This window comes from Erwinia magellanica (assembly GCF_039023495.1).
In the GTDB taxonomy this organism is placed as follows: domain Bacteria; phylum Pseudomonadota; class Gammaproteobacteria; order Enterobacterales; family Enterobacteriaceae; genus Erwinia.
The window spans coordinates 204,215-225,817 of record NZ_JBCHVC010000005.1 but is presented as its reverse complement, the minus strand read 5'-3'; the positions used below and the strand labels follow the sequence as shown (position 1 = coordinate 225,817).

General features: G+C 54.7%; 23 protein-coding genes. 16 read left to right on the top strand and 7 right to left on the bottom strand.

The genetic code is table 11. The features are described 5' to 3' along the window. Nucleotides 1-31: 31 nt before the first annotated feature. From metK to ruvX, 8 genes are all read left to right on the top strand, one after another. Nucleotides 32-1,186, top strand: coding sequence for a methionine adenosyltransferase (gene metK, locus AAH450_RS17935; protein ID WP_342911428.1), 1,155 nt, complete (start codon nucleotides 32-34; stop codon nucleotides 1,184-1,186). 403 nt (nucleotides 1,187-1,589) lie between these two features. Further along, entirely contained in the window at nucleotides 1,590-2,987 is a 1,398-nt protein-coding gene (locus tag AAH450_RS17930) for a sugar porter family MFS transporter (RefSeq protein WP_342911427.1), read from the top strand. Nucleotides 2,988-3,063: 76 nt separating this feature from the next. Beyond that, nucleotides 3,064-3,588 carry a SprT family zinc-dependent metalloprotease gene (locus tag AAH450_RS17925; protein ID WP_342911426.1) on the top strand — a complete coding sequence of 175 codons (525 nt, stop codon included), beginning with the start codon at nucleotides 3,064-3,066 and terminating at the stop codon, nucleotides 3,586-3,588. Nucleotides 3,589-3,695: 107 nt separating this feature from the next. After that, complete coding sequence (gene endA / locus AAH450_RS17920) at nucleotides 3,696-4,409, top strand: deoxyribonuclease I (RefSeq protein WP_342911425.1); 714 nt, start codon at nucleotides 3,696-3,698, stop codon at nucleotides 4,407-4,409. A gap of 74 nt (nucleotides 4,410-4,483) precedes the next feature. After that, nucleotides 4,484-5,215, top strand: coding sequence for a 16S rRNA (uracil(1498)-N(3))-methyltransferase (gene rsmE, locus AAH450_RS17915; RefSeq protein WP_342911424.1), 732 nt, complete (start codon nucleotides 4,484-4,486; stop codon nucleotides 5,213-5,215). Between the two features lie 237 nt (nucleotides 5,216-5,452). After that, complete coding sequence (gene gshB / locus AAH450_RS17910; RefSeq protein WP_342911423.1) at nucleotides 5,453-6,397, top strand: glutathione synthase; 945 nt, start codon at nucleotides 5,453-5,455, stop codon at nucleotides 6,395-6,397. Nucleotides 6,398-6,488: 91 nt separating this feature from the next. Next, entirely contained in the window at nucleotides 6,489-7,052 is a 564-nt protein-coding gene (locus tag AAH450_RS17905) for a YqgE/AlgH family protein (RefSeq protein ID WP_342911422.1), read from the top strand. After that, nucleotides 7,052-7,474, top strand: a complete 423-nt coding sequence (gene ruvX, locus AAH450_RS17900; protein WP_318789597.1) for a Holliday junction resolvase RuvX — start codon at nucleotides 7,052-7,054, stop codon at nucleotides 7,472-7,474. Before AAH450_RS17905 ends, ruvX begins: the two co-directional genes overlap by 1 nt. Here the strand turns inward: ruvX and AAH450_RS17895 are convergent. Beyond that, nucleotides 7,437-8,507 carry a type IV pilus twitching motility protein PilT gene (locus AAH450_RS17895; RefSeq protein ID WP_342911421.1) on the bottom strand — a complete coding sequence of 357 codons (1,071 nt, stop codon included), beginning with the start codon at nucleotides 8,505-8,507 and terminating at the stop codon, nucleotides 7,437-7,439. The two genes, ruvX and AAH450_RS17895, sit on opposite strands and share 38 nt — an antisense overlap. Nucleotides 8,508-8,521: 14 nt before the next feature. Here AAH450_RS17895 and AAH450_RS17890 point away from each other — a divergent pair, with 14 nt between their 5' ends. From AAH450_RS17890 to hemW, 4 genes are read left to right on the top strand one after another with little or no spacing between them, the layout of a single operon-like run. Further along, complete coding sequence (locus AAH450_RS17890; protein ID WP_342911420.1) at nucleotides 8,522-9,229, top strand: YggS family pyridoxal phosphate-dependent enzyme; 708 nt, start codon at nucleotides 8,522-8,524, stop codon at nucleotides 9,227-9,229. Nucleotides 9,230-9,237: 8 nt separating this feature from the next. After that, nucleotides 9,238-9,792: a YggT family protein gene (locus AAH450_RS17885; protein WP_342911419.1), complete on the top strand. Its 555-nt coding sequence runs from the start codon at nucleotides 9,238-9,240 to the stop codon at nucleotides 9,790-9,792. A gap of 22 nt (nucleotides 9,793-9,814) precedes the next feature. Beyond that, nucleotides 9,815-10,408, top strand: a complete 594-nt coding sequence (gene rdgB / locus AAH450_RS17880) for an RdgB/HAM1 family non-canonical purine NTP pyrophosphatase (RefSeq protein ID WP_342911418.1) — start codon at nucleotides 9,815-9,817, stop codon at nucleotides 10,406-10,408. Then, the gene (gene hemW / locus AAH450_RS17875) at nucleotides 10,401-11,543 is read left to right on the top strand and encodes a radical SAM family heme chaperone HemW (RefSeq protein ID WP_342911417.1); all 1,143 of its coding nucleotides are present in this window, start codon (nucleotides 10,401-10,403) and stop codon (nucleotides 11,541-11,543) included. Before rdgB ends, hemW begins: the two co-directional genes overlap by 8 nt. A 65-nt stretch (nucleotides 11,544-11,608) precedes the next feature. Here hemW and AAH450_RS17870 read toward each other — a convergent pair whose 3' ends face one another. The 3 genes from AAH450_RS17870 to trmB all read right to left on the bottom strand — a co-directional run bounded on the left by AAH450_RS17870 (nucleotide 11,609) and on the right by trmB (nucleotide 13,455). Continuing rightward, nucleotides 11,609-12,322 (bottom strand): YggN family protein, encoded by a 714-nt coding sequence (locus AAH450_RS17870; protein ID WP_342911416.1) that lies wholly within the window; start codon nucleotides 12,320-12,322, stop codon nucleotides 11,609-11,611. 87 nt (nucleotides 12,323-12,409) lie between these two features. Further along, nucleotides 12,410-12,736 carry a YggL family protein gene (locus AAH450_RS17865; protein ID WP_318789588.1) on the bottom strand — a complete coding sequence of 109 codons (327 nt, stop codon included), beginning with the start codon at nucleotides 12,734-12,736 and terminating at the stop codon, nucleotides 12,410-12,412. Then, nucleotides 12,736-13,455: a tRNA (guanosine(46)-N7)-methyltransferase TrmB gene (gene trmB / locus AAH450_RS17860; protein WP_342911415.1), complete on the bottom strand. Its 720-nt coding sequence runs from the start codon at nucleotides 13,453-13,455 to the stop codon at nucleotides 12,736-12,738. The genes AAH450_RS17865 and trmB overlap by 1 nt, the downstream gene beginning before the upstream one ends. Before the next feature lie 151 nt (nucleotides 13,456-13,606). Between trmB and mutY the strand changes: the two genes are divergently transcribed. The 3 genes from mutY to mltC are packed head-to-tail and all read left to right on the top strand — an operon-like array spanning nucleotide 13,607 to nucleotide 16,098. Beyond that, nucleotides 13,607-14,695, top strand: a complete 1,089-nt coding sequence (mutY, locus tag AAH450_RS17855) for an A/G-specific adenine glycosylase (protein ID WP_342911414.1) — start codon at nucleotides 13,607-13,609, stop codon at nucleotides 14,693-14,695. Further along, on the top strand, nucleotides 14,695-14,967 hold the full coding sequence (locus AAH450_RS17850; RefSeq protein ID WP_306210659.1) for an oxidative damage protection protein: 273 nt from the start codon (nucleotides 14,695-14,697) through the stop codon (nucleotides 14,965-14,967). The genes mutY and AAH450_RS17850 overlap by 1 nt, the downstream gene beginning before the upstream one ends. 51 nt (nucleotides 14,968-15,018) lie before the next feature. Continuing rightward, nucleotides 15,019-16,098, top strand: coding sequence for a membrane-bound lytic murein transglycosylase MltC (mltC, locus tag AAH450_RS17845; protein ID WP_342911413.1), 1,080 nt, complete (start codon nucleotides 15,019-15,021; stop codon nucleotides 16,096-16,098). Between the two features lie 172 nt (nucleotides 16,099-16,270). On the opposite strand, the gene AAH450_RS17840 is transcribed toward mltC, so the two are convergent. Continuing rightward, a complete protein-coding gene (locus tag AAH450_RS17840) occupies nucleotides 16,271-17,098 on the bottom strand; it encodes a phosphoenolpyruvate hydrolase family protein (RefSeq protein ID WP_342911412.1) in 828 nt (275 codons plus the stop codon). A 2-nt stretch (nucleotides 17,099-17,100) separates the two neighbouring features. Further along, on the bottom strand, nucleotides 17,101-18,321 hold the full coding sequence (locus AAH450_RS17835; RefSeq protein ID WP_342911555.1) for a Tm-1-like ATP-binding domain-containing protein: 1,221 nt from the start codon (nucleotides 18,319-18,321) through the stop codon (nucleotides 17,101-17,103). A 313-nt stretch (nucleotides 18,322-18,634) separates the two neighbouring features. On the opposite strand from AAH450_RS17835, the gene AAH450_RS17830 reads away from it, so the two are divergent. Then, the gene (locus AAH450_RS17830; protein WP_318789583.1) at nucleotides 18,635-19,252 is read left to right on the top strand and encodes a TetR/AcrR family transcriptional regulator; all 618 of its coding nucleotides are present in this window, start codon (nucleotides 18,635-18,637) and stop codon (nucleotides 19,250-19,252) included. 34 nt (nucleotides 19,253-19,286) lie between these two features. On the opposite strand, the gene AAH450_RS17825 is transcribed toward AAH450_RS17830, so the two are convergent. Beyond that, the gene (locus tag AAH450_RS17825; protein WP_342911411.1) at nucleotides 19,287-21,437 is read right to left on the bottom strand and encodes an ornithine decarboxylase; all 2,151 of its coding nucleotides are present in this window, start codon (nucleotides 21,435-21,437) and stop codon (nucleotides 19,287-19,289) included. Nucleotides 21,438-21,603 lie beyond the last annotated feature (166 nt).

Sequence of the window (21,603 nt, the reverse complement as noted above, 5' to 3'; positions counted from 1 at the left end):
TTCAACCCGTATTCAGTAAGGTAAAGAATTAATGGCTAAACACCTTTTCACTTCCGAGTCCGTCTCAGAAGGACATCCTGATAAAATCGCCGACCAGATTTCTGATGCCGTGCTTGATGCTATTCTTGAGCAGGATCCGAAAGCTCGTGTGGCTTGCGAGACGTATGTAAAAACCGGCATGGTGCTGGTTGGCGGCGAGATCACTACGTCTGCCTGGGTCGATATTGAAGAGATCACCCGTAACACCGTGCGCGAAATCGGTTATGTCCATTCCGATATGGGCTTTGATGCCAACTCTTGCGCCGTACTGAATGCTATTGGTAAACAGTCGCCGGACATCAACCAGGGCGTTGACCGTGCTGACCCTCTTGAGCAGGGTGCAGGCGACCAGGGCCTGATGTTTGGCTACGCCACCAACGAAACCGAAGTGCTGATGCCAGCCCCCGTGACCTATGCGCACCGTCTGGTGCAGCGTCAGTCAGAAGTGCGTAAAAACGGCACGCTGCCGTGGCTGCGCCCGGATGCCAAAAGCCAGATCACCTTCCAGTATGATAATGGCAAAATTGTCGGTATCGATGCTGTCGTTCTCTCTACTCAGCATTCCGAAGATATCTCGCTGAAAGATCTACAGGAAGCGGTGATGGAAGAGATCATCAAGCCGGTACTGCCTGAAGAGTGGATCAACAGCAGCACCAAATATCATATCAACCCGACCGGCCGTTTTGTTATCGGTGGCCCAATGGGTGACTGCGGATTGACCGGACGTAAAATCATTGTTGATACCTACGGCGGTATGGCGCGTCACGGTGGTGGTGCTTTCTCTGGGAAAGATCCCTCTAAAGTTGACCGTTCAGCGGCTTATGCGGCTCGTTACGTAGCTAAAAACATCGTTGCTGCTGGCCTGGCTGACCGCTGCGAGATCCAGGTTTCTTACGCTATTGGCGTGGCTGAACCTACCTCAATCATGGTGGAAACCTTCGGTACAGAGAAAATCTCTACCGAGCAGCTGACTCTGCTGGTGCGCGAGTTCTTCGACCTGCGTCCATACGGTTTGATCCAGATGCTGGACCTGCTGCACCCTATCTACCGTGAGACAGCGGCTTACGGCCACTTTGGTCGTGAACACTTCCCATGGGAAAAAACCGACAAGGCTGCGCAACTGCGTGAGGCAGCTGGCCTCAAATAAGCCAAATCAGGCACGACAGAGGGCACCCAATGGGTGCCCTTTTTGATCTCTGCGGCTGGCAGAATAGTCTGCTGTGGCTACACTTCTTCTGGCCCTGACTGCTTAATTGTTAACGGTTACACGCAGAAACATTCTGTAAATCTGACAATTAAGAATTAACACGCTTAACAAGGTGTGGCGGAATGCGCTATTTTCAGCGCTGTCTGATAGCAGGGCACTTGGGAACTAAGTGAGACTACCTCACTTTCTGGTTACAAAGCGTAAGCGCGCGTGAAGATGCTGTTTATCGGATTGATCTGGTGTGTAACCGATTACACCAATGTGATCTCCAGCACAGTCTTGCGGGCTAAGGTTTTCTAACATTTATAACAACAATAAGCAGTACCACTTTAATGGAGGCGTTATGCCTGAAAATAAGAAACAGAGCAGAACATCGAACAAGGCGATGACCTTTTTTGTTTGTTTCCTAGCAGCACTGGCCGGTCTGTTGTTTGGTCTGGATATCGGCGTGATTGCCGGCGCCCTGCCATTTATCGCCAAAGATTTTAACGTCACCCCGCATCAGCAGGAGTGGATTGTCAGCTCGATGATGTTCGGTGCCGCCGTCGGTGCCGTCGGCAGCGGCTGGATGTCTTCCCGTCTGGGACGTAAAAAAAGCCTGATGATTGGCGCAGTCCTGTTCGTTATCGGCTCCCTGTGGTCTGCCATGTCCTCTAACCCGGAAATGCTGATCTTCGCCCGTGTTGTGCTGGGTCTGGCCGTAGGTGTGGCTTCTTATACTGCGCCGCTTTATCTTTCCGAGATCGCTCCGGAAAAAATTCGCGGCAGTATGATCTCCCTTTACCAGCTGATGATTACCATCGGGATCCTGGGTGCCTACCTCTCTGACACCGCCTTCAGCTACACCGGCGAATGGCGCTGGATGCTGGGTATCATCACTATTCCTGCTGCTCTGCTGCTGGTGGGGGTGTGCTTCCTGCCCAACAGCCCGCGCTGGCTGGCGGCAAAAGGCGACTTCCGCACCGCTCAGCGCGTGCTGGACCGTCTGCGTGATACCAGCGAGCAGGCAAAACGCGAGCTGGATGAAATCCGTGAAAGCCTGAAGATCAAACAATCTGGCTGGAGCCTGTTTAAAGACAACAGCAACTTCCGCCGTGCGGTCTACCTGGGCGTACTTTTGCAGGTGATGCAGCAGTTCACCGGCATGAACGTCATTATGTATTACGCGCCGAAGATTTTTGAAATTGCTGGCTTTACCAACACCACCGAACAGATGTGGGGCACCGTCATCGTTGGCCTGGTCAACGTACTGGCTACCTTTATCGCTATTGGTCTGGTTGACCGCTGGGGCCGTAAACCAACGCTGAAACTGGGCTTTATGGTGATGGCAGTAGGCATGGGCGTGCTGGGAACCATGCTGCATATGGGCATTCATTCTGAAGGCGCGCAGTACTTTGCTATCGCCATGCTGATGATGTTCATCATTGGTTTCGCCATGAGCGCCGGTCCGTTGATCTGGGTACTCTGTTCTGAGATCCAGCCGCTGAAAGGCCGCGATTTCGGTATCACCGTTTCCACCGCGACGAACTGGATTGCCAACATGATTGTCGGCGCAACCTTCCTGACCATGCTCAACACTCTGGGCAATGCGAACACCTTCTGGGTCTACGCTGGTCTGAACATCGTGTTTATCATCCTGACCATTATGCTGATTCCGGAAACCAAGAACGTTTCGCTGGAACACATTGAACGCAACCTGTTGGGCGGCAAAAAGCTGCGCGATATCGGCCAGCGTGACTAAACAGTAAACAGTACTGGCCGGGGAAACCCGGCCAGCTTTATTGTAATCCTCTTCCTCCGATCGTATCCTTTGCCGTATGAAATCCCCCAGACTTCCCATTGCGCTGCAACAGGCAGTGATGCGCTCGCTGCGTGAAAAATTGCAGCAGGCAAACCATCGGCTTGAACGCCACTACCCTGAACCCAAACTTCTCTACCAGCAGCGCGGCACGGCTGCGGGCACCGCATGGCTGGAACAGTGGGAGATCCGCCTGAATCCGGTGCTTTTGCTGGAGAATCAGCAGGCGTTTATCAGTGAAGTCGTTCCCCATGAGCTGGCCCATCTTCTGGTCTGGAAGCATTTTGGCCGCGTGCCGCCGCACGGCAAAGAGTGGAAGTGGATGATGGAAAGCGTGCTGGGCGTGCCTGCACAGCGTACCCATAAGTTTGAGATTGATTCTGTACGCAGCCGTGCATTTCCTTATCGCTGTGGCTGTCAGCAGCATCAGTTAACCGTACGCCGCCACAACCGCGTAATACGAGGAGAAAGCGAGTATCGCTGCGTCTCCTGCGGTGAACGCCTTCTGCCTGGGGAGTTCCAAAAATCTGAAAAACTGGCCTGAGGGTGAAAAATAGCGCTATTAACGCCCTGATTACCTCCAGCTGATTTCCCGTAACCGCCTCCATCTGTTACTCTCGCCGCCTCGTTTTCAGGAGAGATTTTCAGAACATGCTTCGCAACATTATTCGCAGCCTTTCACTCTTTTTGCTCCTCTCCCCGCTGGTTGCGCACAGCCTCAGCCAGAACAACTATCATCAGAACAGTTTTGGCCAGGCTAAAGAGTATGCGGCTAAGCTCAATGCGGATGCTCCGGGTTCCTTCTACTGTGGCTGTAAAATCACCTGGAAAGGCAAGAAAGGCATCCCTGACCTCGCCTCCTGCGGCTATCAGGTGCGTAAAAACGCCAGCCGCGCAAAGCGTATCGAATGGGAACATGTAGTACCGGCCTGGACCTTTGGACACCAGCGCCAGTGCTGGCAGAATGGCGGGCGTAAACAGTGTGCCAAAGATGCCGGCTATCGCCGTATTGAAACGGATCTGCACAACCTTCAGCCCGCAATAGGTGAGGTGAACGGCGATCGCGGTAACTTTATGTACAGCCAGTGGAACGGCAGTGAGCGCCAGTATGGTCAGTGTGAAATGAAAATCGACTTTAAAAACAAACTGGCCGAGCCGCCAGCCCGCGCCCGTGGCGCCATAGCACGAACCTGGTTTTATATGCGCGACCAATACCAGATAAGCATGTCAAAGCAGCAAACCCAGCTGATGACGGTCTGGAACAAGCTCTATCCGGTCACCCCCTGGGAGTGTGAGAGAGATAACCGCATTGCTAAGGTACAGGGCAACCATAATCCTTATATACAGCAAGCTTGCCAGCGGTAAAATCGCTGACCTAAACTAGAGCACATCTTCAGGCCGTGCCCATTGCACGGCCATTAACCTTTAGCAGGATTTCCATGCGAATACCCCGCATTTTTCATCCCGAGACGTTGACCGCTGGCAGTGAGATTGCCCTCAGCGACGAGGCCGCTAACCATGTAGGTCGCGTACTGCGTATGGGGGCCGGACAGGCCCTGGAATTGTTCGATGGTACTAATCTGACTTTTCCCGCAGAAATTGTGCAGGCAGATAAAAAAAGCGTTCGCGTTTCGGTGGGCGAAAGCCGCGAAGAGAGCCGTGAATCCCCGCTTCATCTGCATCTGGGTCAGGTGATGTCCCGTGGCGAGAAGATGGAGTTCACCATTCAGAAGGCCGTTGAACTTGGGGTAAATGTAATTACCCCCTTGTTTTCTGAGCGCTGTGGCGTAAAGCTGGACGCCGATCGTCTGGCTAAAAAGCATCAGCAGTGGCAAAAAATTGTGATAGCTGCCTGTGAACAGTGCGGCAGAAACAGCGTGCCGGAAGTGCGTGAAGCCATGACGCTGGAAGCGTGGAGCGCAGAGCAGGATGCGGGATTAAAGCTGAACCTGCATCCAAGAGCCAGCCAGAGCATTAACACGCTGCCGCTCCCCGTGGAACGTGTCCGGCTTCTTATTGGCCCGGAAGGTGGCCTGACCACTGATGAAATCAGTATGACGGCAGGTTACGGCTTTACCGATATCCTGTTAGGTCCACGCGTCCTTCGCACTGAAACAACGGCGTTGACGGCGATTACTGCCCTTCAGGTTCGCTTTGGCGATCTCGGGTAGGCCTGGAGAGAGAAAACAGCACGCATCACTTCATCCCCCCTTTCAGCGCGGGACGGAAAGCCCAATTGGTGATGCAAAATTATTATAGTTGGGTAAGTTATGCCAGACCGCTGAGCCTGAGCCTCCTCGTTGCGGGCGCGCCAGCGTGCAGAAACTTCAGCGAACTCAAAGGCGCATGCGTTTCAGACACGGCCAGCGTTAAACATGGCAAATAAGATAGCTCACTGGAGAGACAAAATGATTAAGCTTGGCATTGTGATGGACCCTATTACCTCCATCAATATTAAAAAAGACACCAGCTTCGCAATGTTGCTGGAAGCACAGCGCCGTGGTTACGAAATCCATTATATGGAGATGAAGGATCTCTATCTGCGCGGTGGCGAAGCGCGTGCACGCACCCGCAGCCTCAGCGTTGAGCAGAACTATGACAAGTGGTTTGAGTTTGGCAGCGAACAGGACATTGCGCTGGCCGATCTGAACGTGGTGCTGATGCGTAAAGATCCGCCGTTTGATACTGAGTTCATCTATGCTACCTATATCCTGGAACGTGCAGAGGAGCAGGGAACGCTGATTGTTAACAAACCGCAGAGCCTGCGTGACTGTAACGAAAAGCTGTTCACCGCCTGGTTTGCTGAACTGACGCCAGATACGTTGGTAACCCGTAACGCACAGCAGATACGTGAGTTCTGGCAGGAGCATGGCGATATCATCCTGAAACCGCTGGATGGTATGGGCGGCGCCTCTATTTTCCGTATCAAACAGGAAGATCCCAACCTGTCAGTTATCATCGAGACGTTAACCGAGCATGGAAACTTCTACTGCATGGCGCAAAACTATCTGCCTGCGATTAAAGAAGGGGATAAGCGCGTGCTGGTTGTGGATGGCGAACCTGTGCCCTACTGCCTGGCCCGTATTCCTAAGTCTGGTGAAACGCGTGGAAACCTGGCCGCTGGTGGACGTGGTGAAGCGCGTCCGCTTTCTGAAAGCGACTGGGAAATTGCCCGCCGCGTGGGGCCGACCCTGAAAGCCAAAGGGCTGATTTTTGTGGGTCTGGATATTATTGGCGATAAGCTGACCGAAATTAACGTGACCAGCCCAACCTGCGTCCGTGAGATCGAGGCCGCATTCCCAATTTCAATTACTGGTATGCTGATGGATGCCATTGAAAAACGTCTGGCGTGACGGTACGCGGGGTCAACGGGCCCCTTTATTAACCCGTTAATTACGCACGCGGCAGGGCCGCGTGCGGTTAACCCGAATACAGAATCCTGATATGAATTTACAGCATCATTTTTTGATTGCGATGCCCACGCTACAGGACCCGTTATTCAAGCGCTCGGTGGTTTATATCTGCGAGCATAATGATGATGGAGCCATGGGCCTGATTGTGAATAAGCCAATGGATAATTTAACCGTTGACGGTATTCTGAAGAAACTCAAAATTATGCCCACGCCCCGTGAGCCAGAGGTCAAACTCGACAAGCCGGTTTTCTCCGGTGGCCCGCTGGCAGAAGATCGTGGATTTATCCTCCACTCTGCCCAACGAACTTTCGCCTCCAGCATCCGCGTTTCCGATAATACGGTGATCACCACCTCACGTGATGTGCTGGAAACCCTGGGTACGCCAGAACAACCAAGTAATGTGCTGGTTGCACTGGGCTACTGCGCCTGGGAGAAAGATCAGCTGGAAAATGAACTGCTGGAGAACGCCTGGCTGACGACGCCCGCTAACAGCAACATCCTGTTCCAGACCCCGATAGCCGAACGCTGGCGTGAAGCGGCAAAAAGTATTGGTGTGGATATTCACAATATCACCAGTGATGCAGGTCATGCCTGATGAGTCATATGACCCTGCTGGCATTTGATTTCGGCACTAAAAGCATTGGCGTGGCCATTGGGCAGCAGCTCACCGGTACAGCCAGACCCTTAGCGGCGCTGAAGGCGCAGGACGGCACGCCGGACTGGAATAAAATTGAAGCGTTACTGAAAGAGTGGCAGCCAGACCGGGTAGTGGTCGGCCTGCCGCTGAATATGGACGGCACCGAACAACCGCTGACGGTACGCGCCCGTAAGTTTGCAAACCGCATTCATGGCCGCTTCGGCGTGCAGGTTGACCTCCACGATGAGCGTCTGAGCACCATCGAAGCGAGGGCGGAGCTGTTCGAACGCGGCGGCTTTCGTGCGCTGAGCAAAGGCAGCGTGGATTCTCTCTCTGCGGTGATCATTCTTGAAAGCTGGTTCGAGAACAGCTGGTCCTGAGGTCAGGATAGCCCGCCTGAACCCGGTCTGGCCCGGCGATTAATCCGGCTTTTCTCCGCCCGGCCAGACTTTGCGCAAAGGTCTGCATCCCGCTTTGCATGCCCGTTTCCAGCAGACCAGCAAGCTGATGGGTTTTCCCTTCGCGGATCAGGTTGGCTACCGCAGGGGTATTCACCAGCACTTCAAATAGCGCCACCCTTGCCTGCCCCTGTTCCGCTCCCTGCTCCAGCCGCTGCGCTATAACAGCTTTCAGGCTGCCAGCCAGCTGGCTACGCACCTGATTTTTCTCCGTGCCGGGAAAGAGATCCACCAGCCTCTCCACCGCCTGCGTTGCGCCACGGGTGTGCAGCGTCGTCAGCACCAGATGCCCGGTTTCTGCCGCGGTCAGCGCCAGTTGAATGGTCTCGCCATCGCGCAGTTCACCGAGCAGGATAATATCGGGATCTTCCCTCAGCGCGCCGCGCAGGCCCTCACTGAATGAAATGCTGTGCAGGCCAATCTCCCGCTGCTGGATCAGCGAGCGCTGACTGTGATGGATAAACTCGATCGGATCTTCCAGCGTAATAATGTGCCGCGCCTGCTCTCTGTTGATCTCGCCAATCAACGCCGCCAGCGTGGTGGATTTACCGCTGCCCGTTGCACCGGTTACCAGTACCAGCCCATCGTTCAGGGTTAACAAGGCGTGAGCGATGGCAGGGAGCTTCAGCTCAGTAAGATCGGGGCAATGGCTGGCTATCAGCCTCAGCGCCAGCGAAAGCCCCTGCTGCTGGCGGAACAGATTGGCACGCAGGCGCACGCCATCCGCCATGGTCAGAGCAAAATCGAGCTGGCCCGCCTGGTCAAATTGCCTTATCCGGGATGCGGTAAGCCAACTTTTTGCCCAGGCTTCCAGCTGGGCGGTGGTCACGGGCCTGGCATCCGGCACCGGCTCGAGCCTGCCGCAACGCCGCCAGAACGGAGAATGACCACTGCAAAGGTGCAGATCCCCTGCGTTATGCTTTACACTAAGGGCCACCATCTCTTCAATATTCATAATATTCCCTGACTATGACCTCGATTCAGCACAACTTACAGCAAGTCCGCGAGCGGATCTCAGCGGCCGCCGCACAGTGCGGGCGCGATCCGGCAGAAATTACCCTGCTTGCAGTCAGCAAAACCAAACCTGCGAGCGCGGTCGAAGAAGCCGTTGCCGCTGGCCAGCGCTGTTTTGGTGAGAACTACGTGCAGGAAGGTGTCGACAAAATTAAAGCGTCAGGAAATTCTGCCCTCGACTGGCACTTTATTGGCCCGCTGCAATCCAACAAGAGTCGCCTGGTTGCTGAACATTTTAGTTGGTGTCACACCGTTGACCGGCTGAAGATTGCCGTCCGTCTTAACGAGCAGCGTCCGGAAGCGTTGCCGCCGCTGAACGTACTGATTCAGATAAACATCAGTGACGAAAACAGTAAATCTGGCATCATGCTGGAGGCGCTGAGCGAGCTGGCAAAGGAGGTTTCACTTCTGCCTCGTTTAACGCTGCGTGGTCTGATGGCTATTCCCGCGCCTGAAAGTGACTATGCACGGCAGTTAGCGGTCTGTAGCCAGATGGCAGAAGCGTTTAACGAACTGAAAAAGAACTATCCCTCTGTTGACACGCTTTCTCTGGGAATGAGTGACGATATGGATGCCGCGATAGCGGCAGGCAGTACAATGGTGCGCATCGGCACCGCAATTTTTGGCGCGCGTGATTACAGCGCCGCTCACAACAATAACTGAGGAACCCCATGCTGACGTTGACTTTTCTGGTCAAGACCCTGATCGACCTCTACGTAATGGTACTGCTGTTACGTATCTGGATGCAGTGGTCGCGCTGTGATTTCTATAACCCACTGTCACAATTTATCGTAAAAATTACTCAGCCGGTGCTCAAACCGCTGCGGCGGGTCCTCCCCTCTATTGGCCCGGTCGATACTGCGCCGCTGCTGCTGGCGTTTGTGCTGACTACGTTGAAATACCCGATTTTACTGTTAATTCAGGTGGGGGCTTTCTCCGTTGATCCGATGAACCTGCTGGTTGGCCTGCTCTCGCTGGTCAAATCCATTGGTTATCTGGTGTTCTGGGTGATCATTATCCGCTCACTGATGAGCTGGATCAGCCAGGGCCGTGGCCCGGTAGATCATCTGTTAATCCAGCTGACCGAACCGCTGATGGCGCCCATCCGCCGTATACTGCCCGCTATGGGCGGGATCGATTTCTCCGCGATGGTGGTGATCCTGATCCTCTATATGTTGAACTACCTGGGCATGGATCTGTTCCCCGGCCTCTGGTATCTGCTGTAATTTGAAAAACTCTGGACCTGATATGCAAAAAGTTGTGCTCGCCACCGGGAATCCCGGCAAAGTTCGTGAAATGGCCGATCTGCTGGCCACCTTTGGCCTCGATATTGTGGCGCAAACGGAACTGGGCGTGGAGTCAGCCGAAGAGACCGGCCTGACATTTATTGAAAACGCGATCCTGAAGGCGCGTCACGCCTCGGCGGTAACCGGCTTGCCGGCGATTGCCGATGACTCCGGGCTGGCAGTAGATGCGCTGGGCGGCGCGCCGGGGATTTACTCTGCGCGCTACGCGGGCGAAGGGGCCAGCGACCAGCAGAATCTGCTTAAGCTGCTCGCAGCGCTGGAAAACGTGCCGGACGACGCTCGTCAGGCTGAATTCCACTGCGTGCTGGTCTATCTGCGTCATGCTGAGGACCCCACCCCGTTGGTATTCCATGGTAGCTGGCAGGGAGAAATTACCCGTGCTGCTGCGGGCGTTGGCGGCTTTGGTTACGATCCGATTTTCTTTGTTCCGGCACTGGGCAAAACAGCAGCGGAGCTGACCAAAGAGGAGAAGCACGCCGTTTCCCATCGGGGTAAAGCGATGACGCTGCTGCTGGAAGCGATGCGTAATGCGTAAGCTGCCGCCGTTAAGTCTCTATATCCATATCCCCTGGTGCGTGCAGAAGTGCCCCTACTGCGACTTCAACTCCCACGCCCTGAAAGGCGAAGTGCCGCACGAAGAGTATGTGCGGCATTTACTGGCGGACCTGGACGCTGACCTGCCGCTGGCCGCAGGACGTGAAGTCAGCACCATTTTCATCGGCGGCGGTACGCCAAGTCTGTTAAGCAGTGAAGCGATGCAGATGTTGCTGGATGGCGTTCGTGCCCGTTTGCCGCTCTCCCCGACCGCTGAAATCACCATGGAAGCCAATCCCGGCACAGTGGAAGCAGACCGCTTCAGCGGCTACCAGCGTGCCGGTATCAACCGCATCTCGATAGGGGTGCAGAGCTTCAGCGAGCAGAAACTGGCGCGTCTGGGACGCATTCACGGGCCGGAAGAAGCCAGGCGTGCAGCCGGGCTTGCCACTGACCTGAATCTGCGCAGCTTTAATCTGGATTTGATGCACGGGCTGCCGGATCAGTCGCTGGAAGAGGCGCTGGATGACCTGCGCCAGGCCATTGCGCTGGCTCCACCGCATCTCTCCTGGTATCAGCTTACTATTGAGCCGAACACGCTGTTTGCCTCTCGTCCGCCGGTCCTGCCGGATGACGATGCGCTGTGGGATATTTTCGAACAGGGCGACCAGCTGCTGACAGCGGCAGGTTACGTGCAGTACGAAACCTCTGCCTACGCAAAACCCGGCTACCGCTGCGAACATAATCTTAACTACTGGCGCTTTGGAGACTATCTGGGCATTGGCTGCGGTGCGCACGGTAAGCTGACGCAGGCTGACGGACGGATCATCCGCACCAGCAAAACGCGGCATCCTCGTGGGTTTATGGCGGGGAATTATCTGGATCGCCGCCATGAAGTCAGCGACAGTGAAAAGCCGTTCGAATTCTTTATGAACCGCTTCCGCCTGCTGGAAGCCGCGCCGCGCGAAGAGTTTCAGCTTTACACTGGTCTTGCGGAAAGCGTTATCCGGCCGCAGATCGACGAAGCACTGAGCCAGGGCTATCTGACCGAAACAGCGGAAAGCTGGCAGGTGACGGAGAAAGGCAAACTGTTTCTGAATTCGCTGCTGGAGCTGTTCCTGGCAGAAGAAGCGTAATTTTCCCTGAAAAAAAACGCCTGATGAAGTCATCAGGCGTTTTTTTATGGCTGTAAGCCAGCCTGTTATTTCAGTCCGGCAATCATCGCCTTGCGCTGCTCTTCCAGCGTGGTCACGCGGTTACAGACTTCATGTCCAAAATTCTGGAAATCCTGCTCCTGATTTTTCCATTCGGCCTGAATAGATTGCTGCAAGCCGCCCAGATTCCCCATGATCGCCTGCAAAGGATTGCTGCCGTTGCCGGCCTGCTTGCTGCCCATCTCGTTCAGGCTGTCCTGCACCACACCGCCCATCGCGTTCTGCACCAGACGCTCGCCGTCCTGGCGAACCTGGTCGATGGCCTGATGGTGGAACGTCAGCCCGTCGTCGCGGTGTTCAATAATGCGGTTCATCTGCTGCTTAAGCTGCGTGTCCAGCGAGGTCAGGCGGTTACGTACGTTACTCTCCTGGCCCAGCTTTTCTACGATCACCTTATCCAGCGCCACGCGGCCTTTTTCCAGACGCTGACGCGCGCCCTGATCGATCCAGGGTAAATCACGTCGTAGCGCGGTCTGGTAATCAATGGCTTTCTGACGCGTTGCGGTATCCACCGTCGCGGCTTTTCCGTTGCGCTGCACATCACCCGTCGGCGTGATGGTCAGATTGCCGCTGGCACCGACCACCTGCACGCTTTGCGGAGAGAGCACGATATCATCCTGAGGTTTCACGCTACATTGATAGTCTGCCTGAGCCTGGCCCGCCGCCAGTAACAACGCACCTACCATCATCGCTTTACGCATTTGCATTCTCCTGAAAGTGAAAAGGCCACGCATGCGTGGCCCCAAAATCGTTTCCCACATCCTTCGGGATGTTAAGCGGGATACTACTTAGTCCCACCAGACATCGAAAAGTTCGGTCACCTGAATGTTATTCAGCTTGCGATCTTCCAGCCACTTGCGCACCAGCTCACGGTGCTCGTCAGTGCATTTACCCGTCTGCTGCAGGCAGATCAACCCTTCCCACTGCAAGTAGCCGCTGCCATCAAACGCCAGGCCGTTAGGATCGATCACTTCTTCAATCAGTGCATCAACGGTTTTGTCGATGGTCTCTTCGTTGGTGCCTTCCGGAAAGCCGAAGCCGATGGAAAAGCCTAATTCCTGAAACTCATCGATATGCATTTTTTTACGCAAACGACGACTGCGTTGGGTAGCCATTATTTAATCCTCTCAAACATCAGATCCCAAACACCGTGACCAAGACGCTGGCCACGCTGCTCAAATTTTGTTAACGGACGCGACTCGGGACGCGGCACGTAATTTTGCGTTTCGGACTGGTTTTTATAGCCCGCGATGCTGCTCATCACTTCCAGCATATGTTCGGCGTAGGCTTCCCAGTCGGTAGCCATATGGAACACGCCGCCCAGCTTCAGCTTGCGCATCACCAGTTCGGCAAAAGGCGCCTGAACGATACGGCGCTTATTGTGACGCGCTTTATGCCACGGGTCCGGGAAGAAAAGCTGCACCATGCGCAGCGAATTATCCGGGATCATCTTGTCCAGCACGTCGACGGCATCGTGGCACATTACGCGGAGATTCTCCACGCCAGCCTCATGTGCGCTGCTCAGGCAGGCACCCACGCCCGGCGAGTGTACTTCAATACCCAGGAAGTTTTGCTGGGGATTATTTTCAGCCATGGTCACCAGCGAGGCACCCATGCCGAAGCCGATTTCCAGCACCACAGGGGCTTCACGCCCAAACAGGCTCACCAGGTCCACCGCCTCAGGCTGATATTCCACACCCATCACTGGCCAGTAATTATCCAGCGCGTGCTGCTGGCCTTTTGTCAGGCGGCCCTGACGACGAACGAAGCTGCGAATACGGCGCATCGGGCGACCGTTTTCATCAAACTCCGGAGAAATGACATCATTCTTCATGTTTCTGCCTGCTGCTCTGGAATCTCTGGAAAGGGGGCATTATGCAAAGTTACAGCGGTTAAGCAAGCTCCGGCAACTTCCGGTTTACAGCATAGTTGGTCTGTGCTGGAATCCCAGCCTGATTTTTTATTCTCCAGGATATTTCTTTACCATGATGCAAGCGCCGCAGTTCTCCCGGCAGGTACTGGACTGGTATCAACGCTTTGGCCGTAAAACGCTGCCCTGGCAGCTGGAAAAAACGCCCTATAAAGTCTGGCTTTCGGAAGTGATGCTGCAACAGACGCAGGTGGCGACCGTGATCCCCTACTTCGAGCGTTTTATGGCGCGTTTCCCCACGGTTACCGATCTGGCGGCTGCTCCGCTGGATGAAGTCCTGCATCTCTGGACCGGGCTGGGGTACTACGCCCGCGCACGCAATCTGCATAAAGCCGCTAAAATGGTGTCCGATAAGCATAACGGGGTCTTTCCGCAGACTTTTGCCGAAGTGGCCGATTTACCAGGAGTTGGCCGCTCAACCGCTGGCGCCATTCTCTCTCTTTCGCTGGGACAGCATTACCCTATTCTCGACGGCAACGTGAAGCGTGTTCTGGCCCGCTGCTATGCCGTTGGAGGCTGGCCGGGTAAGAAAGAGGTTGAGAAGCGACTCTGGCAGATTAGTGAAGAGGTTACGCCTGCGGAGGGCGTCAGCCAGTTTAATCAGGCCATGATGGATCTGGGCGCTATCGTCTGCACCCGCTCCCGACCAAAATGCGAAATCTGCCCGTTGAGTTTGGGTTGCCTGGCATATGCCAACGGGAGCTGGGCAAACTATCCGGGTAAGAAGCCGAAACAGACGCTGCCAGAGCGTACGGGCTGGCTGCTGATGATGCAGCAGGGTCAGGAAGTGTGGCTGGAGCAGCGTCCGCCTGTGGGCCTCTGGGGTGGGCTGTTTTGCTTCCCGCAGTTTGCTGCTCAGCCGGAGCTGGAACAGTGGTTGAGTGAAAAAGGCATCGATAGCGCCGCTTTGCAGCAGGGTATCGCGTTTCGCCATACCTTCAGCCATTTCCACCTGGATATTGTCCCAATGTGGCTGGAACTGCCTCCGGCAGGCGCGGCAATGGATGAAGGCGCTGGTCTCTGGTATAACTTAGCGCAACCACAGTCCGTTGGGCTGGCCGCTCCGGTGGAACGCCTGTTACAACAACTGCGTCAGCCACAACAGAAAGCGCTGAACATCCGCGCCACAGAAGAGGAAGAGTAATGAGCCGAATGATTTTTTGCACGTTCCTGCAACGTGACGCCGAAGGGCAGGATTTCCAGCTCTATCCTGGCGAAACAGGCAAGCGTATTTATAATGAGATCTCTAAAGAAGCCTGGTCGCAATGGATGAGCAAGCAGACCATGCTGATCAATGAGAAGAAACTCAGCATGATGAACCCCGAAGATCGTAAGCAGCTTGAGCAGGAGATGATTAAGTTCCTGTTCGAAGGGCATGACGTCCATATCGAAGGTTACACCCCGCCAGAAGAATAATCGTTGGGCCTCACAGATGAGGCCCTCTCAATGTGGGCGAAGCACGACAAGATGAATAAGAAACTGATAGGTTTGCTGGTAATAGCGCCGCTGCTGATTTCCTGCTCAGGCAATAAAAAACCCGCTTTCCACGAAGAGTGGGTCAAGGATACCAACGGCTTCGATATTCTGATGGGACAGTTTGCCCATAACATCGAGAATATCTGGGGCATTAACGAAGTGCTGATCGCCGGTCCCAAAGATTATGTGAAGTACAGCGATCAATATTACACGCGCAGCCACATTAACTTTGAGTCAGGCTCGATTACCATCGAGACCATCGCCGGAACCGATCCAATGGCCAGCCTGCGTCAGGCCATTATTACCACGCTGCTGATCGGCGAAGATCCGGGTAATGTCGATCTCTATTCCGATGCGAACGATATCAAGCTTGGCACCGAGCCGCTGCTGTATGGTCAGGTTCTGGATAATACCGGACAACCGATCCGCTGGCAGGGTCGTGCGGCCAGCTTCGCCGATTACCTGATCCAGAATAAACTTCAGCGCCGCAATGTCGGTCTGCATGTGATCTGGTCAGTCACCATCCCGATGGTACCTAACCATCTGGATAAGCGTGCGCATAAATATCTGCCGATGGTACGCGAGGCCGCTGCGAAATATAACGTCGATCAGTCGCTGATCCTGGCGATCATGCAGATTGAATCGAGCTTCAACCCCTATGCCGTCAGTCATGCCGATGCGCTGGGGCTGATGCAGGTGGTGCAGCACACCGCCGGTGTGGACGTGTTCCGCATGAAAGGGAAATGGGGCAAACCGAGCCGCAGCTATCTGCTGGATCCGGAGAATAATATAGATGCCGGTACGGCTTATCTGTCGATTCTGCAAAGCAACTATCTGGCCGGTATCAGCAACCCAACTTCACGCCGTTACGCGGTGATTACCGCCTATAACGGGGGAGCTGGCAGCGTACTCAAGGTCTTCTCCAGCGATAAGACCAGGGCGTTCAATACGATTAACAACCTCTCTCCTGCGGAGGTCTATCAGACCCTGACCTCTAACCATCCGTCGGCTGAATCCCGCCGCTATCTCTACAAAGTGAACAACGCCCAGAAGAGCTATCACCTCTACTAAGTGTGTTATCTACCGGATGAGGTCTTCTTCATCCGGTAACGCTTCATGCCTGCCTGTCATGCAGTACGGCAATCACATCGGTTGCCATCAGGGTAAAAATCTTTGGATTAACTTGCGTTCATCTCTGCTGGCAGCCCGGAAAAGGCTGCCATTGGCAGGAAAGGCCAGAGTGTCAGCGGGTAATATTCTTGAACTGGCGGGTGGTATCGGTGAGTGCGGTCTCAGTCGGCAGGCGCTCCATTGAGCTGGCTCCGTAGAAACCATCGCATTGCGGGCAGTTATCCAGAATATATTGCGCATCCTGCGGGCTGGAGATTGGGCCGCCGTGGCAGAGCACGATCACCTCTTTACGCACCGCTTTTGCCGCCGCCGCCCACTGATTAATCAGCGGCACACAGTCAGATAATTTCAGCGCGGTTTCAGCGCCGATATTGCCGCCGGTAGTCAGCCCCATATGCGGCACAATGATATCGGCACCCGCTTTGGTCATCGCAATGGCATCCGCCTCGTTAAACACGTAGGGGGTGGTCAGCAGTCCTTTCTGATGCGCCAGAGCGATCATCTCGACTTCCAGGCCATATCCCATGCCCGTTTCTTCGAGATTGGCGCGGAAGTTGCCATCAATCAGCCCGACTGTGGGAAAGTTCTGCACTCCCGAAAAGCCCATTGCCTGCAAATCGTCCAGAAATTTGTCGAACTGGCAGAAAGGATCGGTACCGTTCACGCCCGCTAACACAGGCGTATTTTTCACTACCGGCAGCACTTCTTTCGCCATATCTACCACAATCTCATTGGCATTGCCGTAGGCCAGCAGGCCCGCCAGCGACCCACGTCCTGCCATACGGTAGCGGCCTGAGTTGTAGATCACGATCAGATCGATCCCGCCCGCTTCTTCACATTTTGCAGAGAGGCCTGTTCCGGCGCCGCCTCCGATGATCGGTTCGCGGCGCGCGATCATCGCGTTAAATTTTGTCAGTATCTCCTGACAGGTAAAAGCCATTCTCAGCACTCCTGCTCTGTAAGCTGGCGAAACTGCCTGACAGCAGCCTGCGCAAATTGAGGATCGTTGATATTGTAAGGGAGGCGGCGAATGAAGCGGCGCGCTGTCTGAGTAAGGTGCGCCTCCAGAGTGGTAATAAACGCATTATCCGCTTCCGGTGACCAGAAAACCTGGCCAGGCGCATCGAGTGCCGAGAAGCCCCCTTCCGGGATCAGGAAGGCCACTTTCCCTTCACAGCGGTTCAGTTTCTCCGCTATCCATTTCGCCATTTTGACGTTCTCCTCCACCGTGGTACGCATCAGCGTTACCTGCGCATTATGGTGATAAAAGAGTCGGTCGGCATATTTTTGCGGCACGCTCTCAGCATGGCCGAAATTGACCATATCCAGCGCCCCACAGGAGATAACGCAAGGTATGCCGGAGGCCGCCATCGCGTCGAAACGCGTCTCCTCGCAGGCCAGCACGCCATCAAACAGCAGATCGCACACTTCCGTAGTGGTCAGATCCAGCAGGCCGGCAAGCATTTTGCTGCCAGCGAGTTTTTCCATCGCCATGCCGCCGCTGCCTGTGGCATGAAAAACCAGGCAATCGTAGTCGGCCTCCAGCGCACCGCTCACCTGCTGGATACAGGGCGTTGTCACGCCAAACATTGTCAGCCCCAGCGCAGGCTTATCTTCTGCACTGCGTTCCGGCTTCCAGAGCACGGCTCCCGCTATCTGATGCGCAGCATTCCCCAGAACCTGACGGGAGATGCGGTTCAGCCCGGCCACATCCGTAACGGAATAAAGCAGGCTGATATCACTGGCGCCCACGTAACCGGAGACGTCGCCCGAAGCCATGGTGGAGACCATCACTTTGGGGATGCCCACCGGCAGGGCCTGCATTGCTGGTGTGATCAGCGCGGTGCCGCACGATCCCCCCAGGCCGATTACGCCTGCTAAATCGGGACGATTGCTGAGGAAAATTTTAAATGCCAGCGCCATCGCGTCGATAGCTTTCCCCCGGTCGCCGCAGAACACGGCCTCACGACCTTCGGGATGGAAATCAGCGATTGTTTCTGGCGGGAAATCTGCGCCCGAGGCACCGCTAACTGGTTGAGTAGACAGGTCAACTGTCAGGACATCCGCGCCCGTTCGGGCCACGCAATCCCTGACGTAAAACAGTTCCCTTCCTTTAGTATCCGCTGTCGCAACAGCGTAGACATACCCTGTACTAGTACCCATAGCCATAACAACACCCTGTTATCAGACGAAATAAAGACTTGATAAATCAGTAGTAAAAACGTAAATAACGTATAAGGACGCGTCTCCTTTAACGTTATTGGATAACAGTATCACCTTCATTATTGATAAATCAATTGAATGGAATACGCGTCTCACTGAGAAATTGACTATGCTTGATGGTGGAATTTGGTAACCAGATTCGAACTGGGTTAACAACGGTAACCCTGTTCTTCATCAGACAATCGCTTGTACAACAAGCAGATTTAACCGGACAAATGAGGTTATTGTGGAGCAAAGGGATTCCGCTGGGGTTATGACATTAACCGCTACAAGAGCAAGAACACGTCGTTTACTGATTGAGACCGCCATGAAAATGTTCGACAGCGGCGCGTTTCCATCCATTACCGAAGTGGCTCAGGAGGCACAGCTTTCCAGAGCCACGGCATACCGCTACTTCCCGACGCAGAGCGCGCTGGTTTCCGCCATTGTGACGGAGACGTTAAGCCCGATCAAAAGCTGGCGCCCTGCTAAAGAAGATGCCAGCGAACGCATTAATGAACTGCTGAGTTTTGCCTTCCCGCGCATGCTGGAGCATGAAGGTACGCTTCGCGCTGCGCTGCATCTCTCGCTGACACAGTGGGCGCACTCCCGCTCTAATGAACGGCCCGAGAAAGAGAAGCTGGTCAGAGGCAACCGTAAAGCGCTATTGCAGCACGTTGTGGAGCCGCTGAATCAGGAGATGTCGCCAGAAAGGGTAGAGCGTGTGGTGCAGTCGCTGTCGCTGGTTTACGGCTCGGAGATTTTTCTGGTGATGAAGGATATCTGGGGCTGCTCCAATGACCAGTTGCAGGATATAGGCAAATGGATTGCTAAAGCGATAGTGCGTCAGGCGCGTGAAGATGAAAAGCTTTCAGCCGCAGACGCCGGGTAGCCTCTGAAAAGGGGCCGCGTGCGGCCCCGACCGCTTACTCGTTAATCATATAGCCATAGAGCCGTTTAACGCCCTGCTCATCCGCCTCGGCATACACGCCCTGCAACTCAGGCGAGAAGCCCGGCAGCAAATTAAGCCCCTCTTCAAGCGCCAGGAAGTAGCGCTGCACCGCGCCGCCCCAGGCTTCGCCAGGCACCACGCACAGCACGCCCGGTGGGTAAGGCAACGCGCCTTCAGCAGCGATGCGCCCTTCCGCCTTAGCAATGGGCACCAGCTCGACGTTGCCGCGTATAAATTCAATGTTAGCATCCTGCGGGTTCATCACGACTTTCGGCAGGCTCTCCTGACGGAACATCGCTTTCTGCAAATCTTTCACGCCGTAGCTGACATAGAGTTGATGCATCTCCAGACACAGGCGGCGCAGCCTGTAGCCTGCATAGCGCTTCGCATTTTTGCGGTAAATAGTAGGCAGCACGTCGGACAATAACGCATCCTCTTTCACATGCTGTTCAAACTGCGCCAGCTTGCCAACCAGATACGCCATTTTTTCCACGCTCTCTGCCGGCGTCAGCAAAAACAGGATGGAGTTGAGGTCGCATTTTTCTGGCACCACGCCATTTTCACGCAGGTAGTTAGCCAGAATCGTCGCCGGGATGCCAAAGGAAGCGTACTCTCCGCCAGAAGCATCAATTCCTGGTGTGGTCAGCAGCAGCTTGCAGGGATCGATCAGGTACTGATCTTTTTCATAACCCTCGAAACCGTGCCAGTCTGCCCGCGGTGCAAAGCTGAAATAGCGGGGATCCGCAGCGATGGTTTCGGTTTTCGCTTCCTGCCAGGGCTTGCCATCCACCTCGTCAGGAATAAAGGGCTTAATCATTTCGCATCGGGCCAGAATGGCTTTGCGGGCATCAATTCCCAGCGTCACACACTCGTGCCACAGCCGACGGCCCGCTTCTCCCTGATGCATTTTGGCGTTGACGTCCAGCGCGGCAAACAGTGGATAAAAGGGGCTGGTTGAAGCGTGCAGCATAAAGGCATTGTTCAGGCGCTTGTGGCTGCAAAAGCGCTGCTGCCCGCGAATATGGTTATCTTTTTTGTGGATCTGCGAAGTCTGCGAGAAGCCAGCCTGCTGCTTGTGCACCGACTGCGTAACAAAAATGCCCGGGTCGTGCTCCTTCAGCTCCAGAAGCAGTGGGGAACAGGCTTCCATCACCGGAATAAACTGCTCATAGCCAACCCACGCCGAGTCAAACAGGATGTAGTCGCAAAGATGGCCAATGCTGTCAATCACCTTGCGGGCGTTATAAACCGTGCCGTCGTAAGTACCAAGCTGGATCACTGCCAGGCGGAAGGGCCGTGCTTGATCAGCCCGCTCCGGCGCAACCTGCTTAATATGATTACGCACATACTCTTCGTCAAAGCAGCGGGCATCAATGCCGCCGATAAAACCAAACGGGTTGCGGGCCGTTTCCAGATAAACCGGCGTGGCCCCCGCCTGGATAAGTGCGCCATGGTGGTTAGATTTGTGATTGTTGCGGTCGAAAAGCACCAGATCGCCGCGCGTCAACAGCGCATTAGTTACCACTTTGTTGGCGCTGGAGGTGCCGTTCAGCACGAAATAGGTTTTATCCGCGTTAAACACTTTGGCAGCAAATTTCTGAGCATGCTTGGCCGAGCCTTCATGGATCAGCAGATCGCCAAGCTTGACATCAGCATTGCACATATCTGCACGAAAAACGTTTTCACCAAAGAAATCAAAAAACTGGCGCCCGGCAGGGTGCTTTTTGAAAAACGCCCCGCCCTGATGGCCCGGACAGGCAAAGGTGCTGTTGTCCATCGCCACGTATTTGGTCAAAGTATTGAAAAACGGCGGCAGAAGTTCGTTCTGGTATTCCGCCGCGGCAGCTTCCAGCTTGATAGCATCATCCCCGTTGCCGGTCAGCAGCCCGACATTGTCTGGCAACTCCAGCTCTTGCGCCTGTTCAGGATAATCCAGCGAGATAAAGACCGGCAGATTAAAGCCGGTATGCCGCAGTAGCGCCAGCATGCCGGATCTGGAGTCGGCAACCGAGACAACCACCGCTGCCACGTCGGTAAAATCGGTTTTCTCCAGCGTAACGACTTCGCGTCCGGTCTGGAGGTGAATAGCCACAGTGGTGCTGGCTGCAATTTTCAGTGGGGTCATAACACAAATCCTTAAGCGGCAAGGATGAGTGGGTGCCATCAGGCACAGCAATGGGAAACGGCAACAGCCCTCGCCCGGCGAAAGGTGTCTGAAGGATAAAGAGCCAGAGATGCAGGCTTCAACCGATAGACATCAGTAAAATCAGATCGCGTCTGTTTTTACGCAT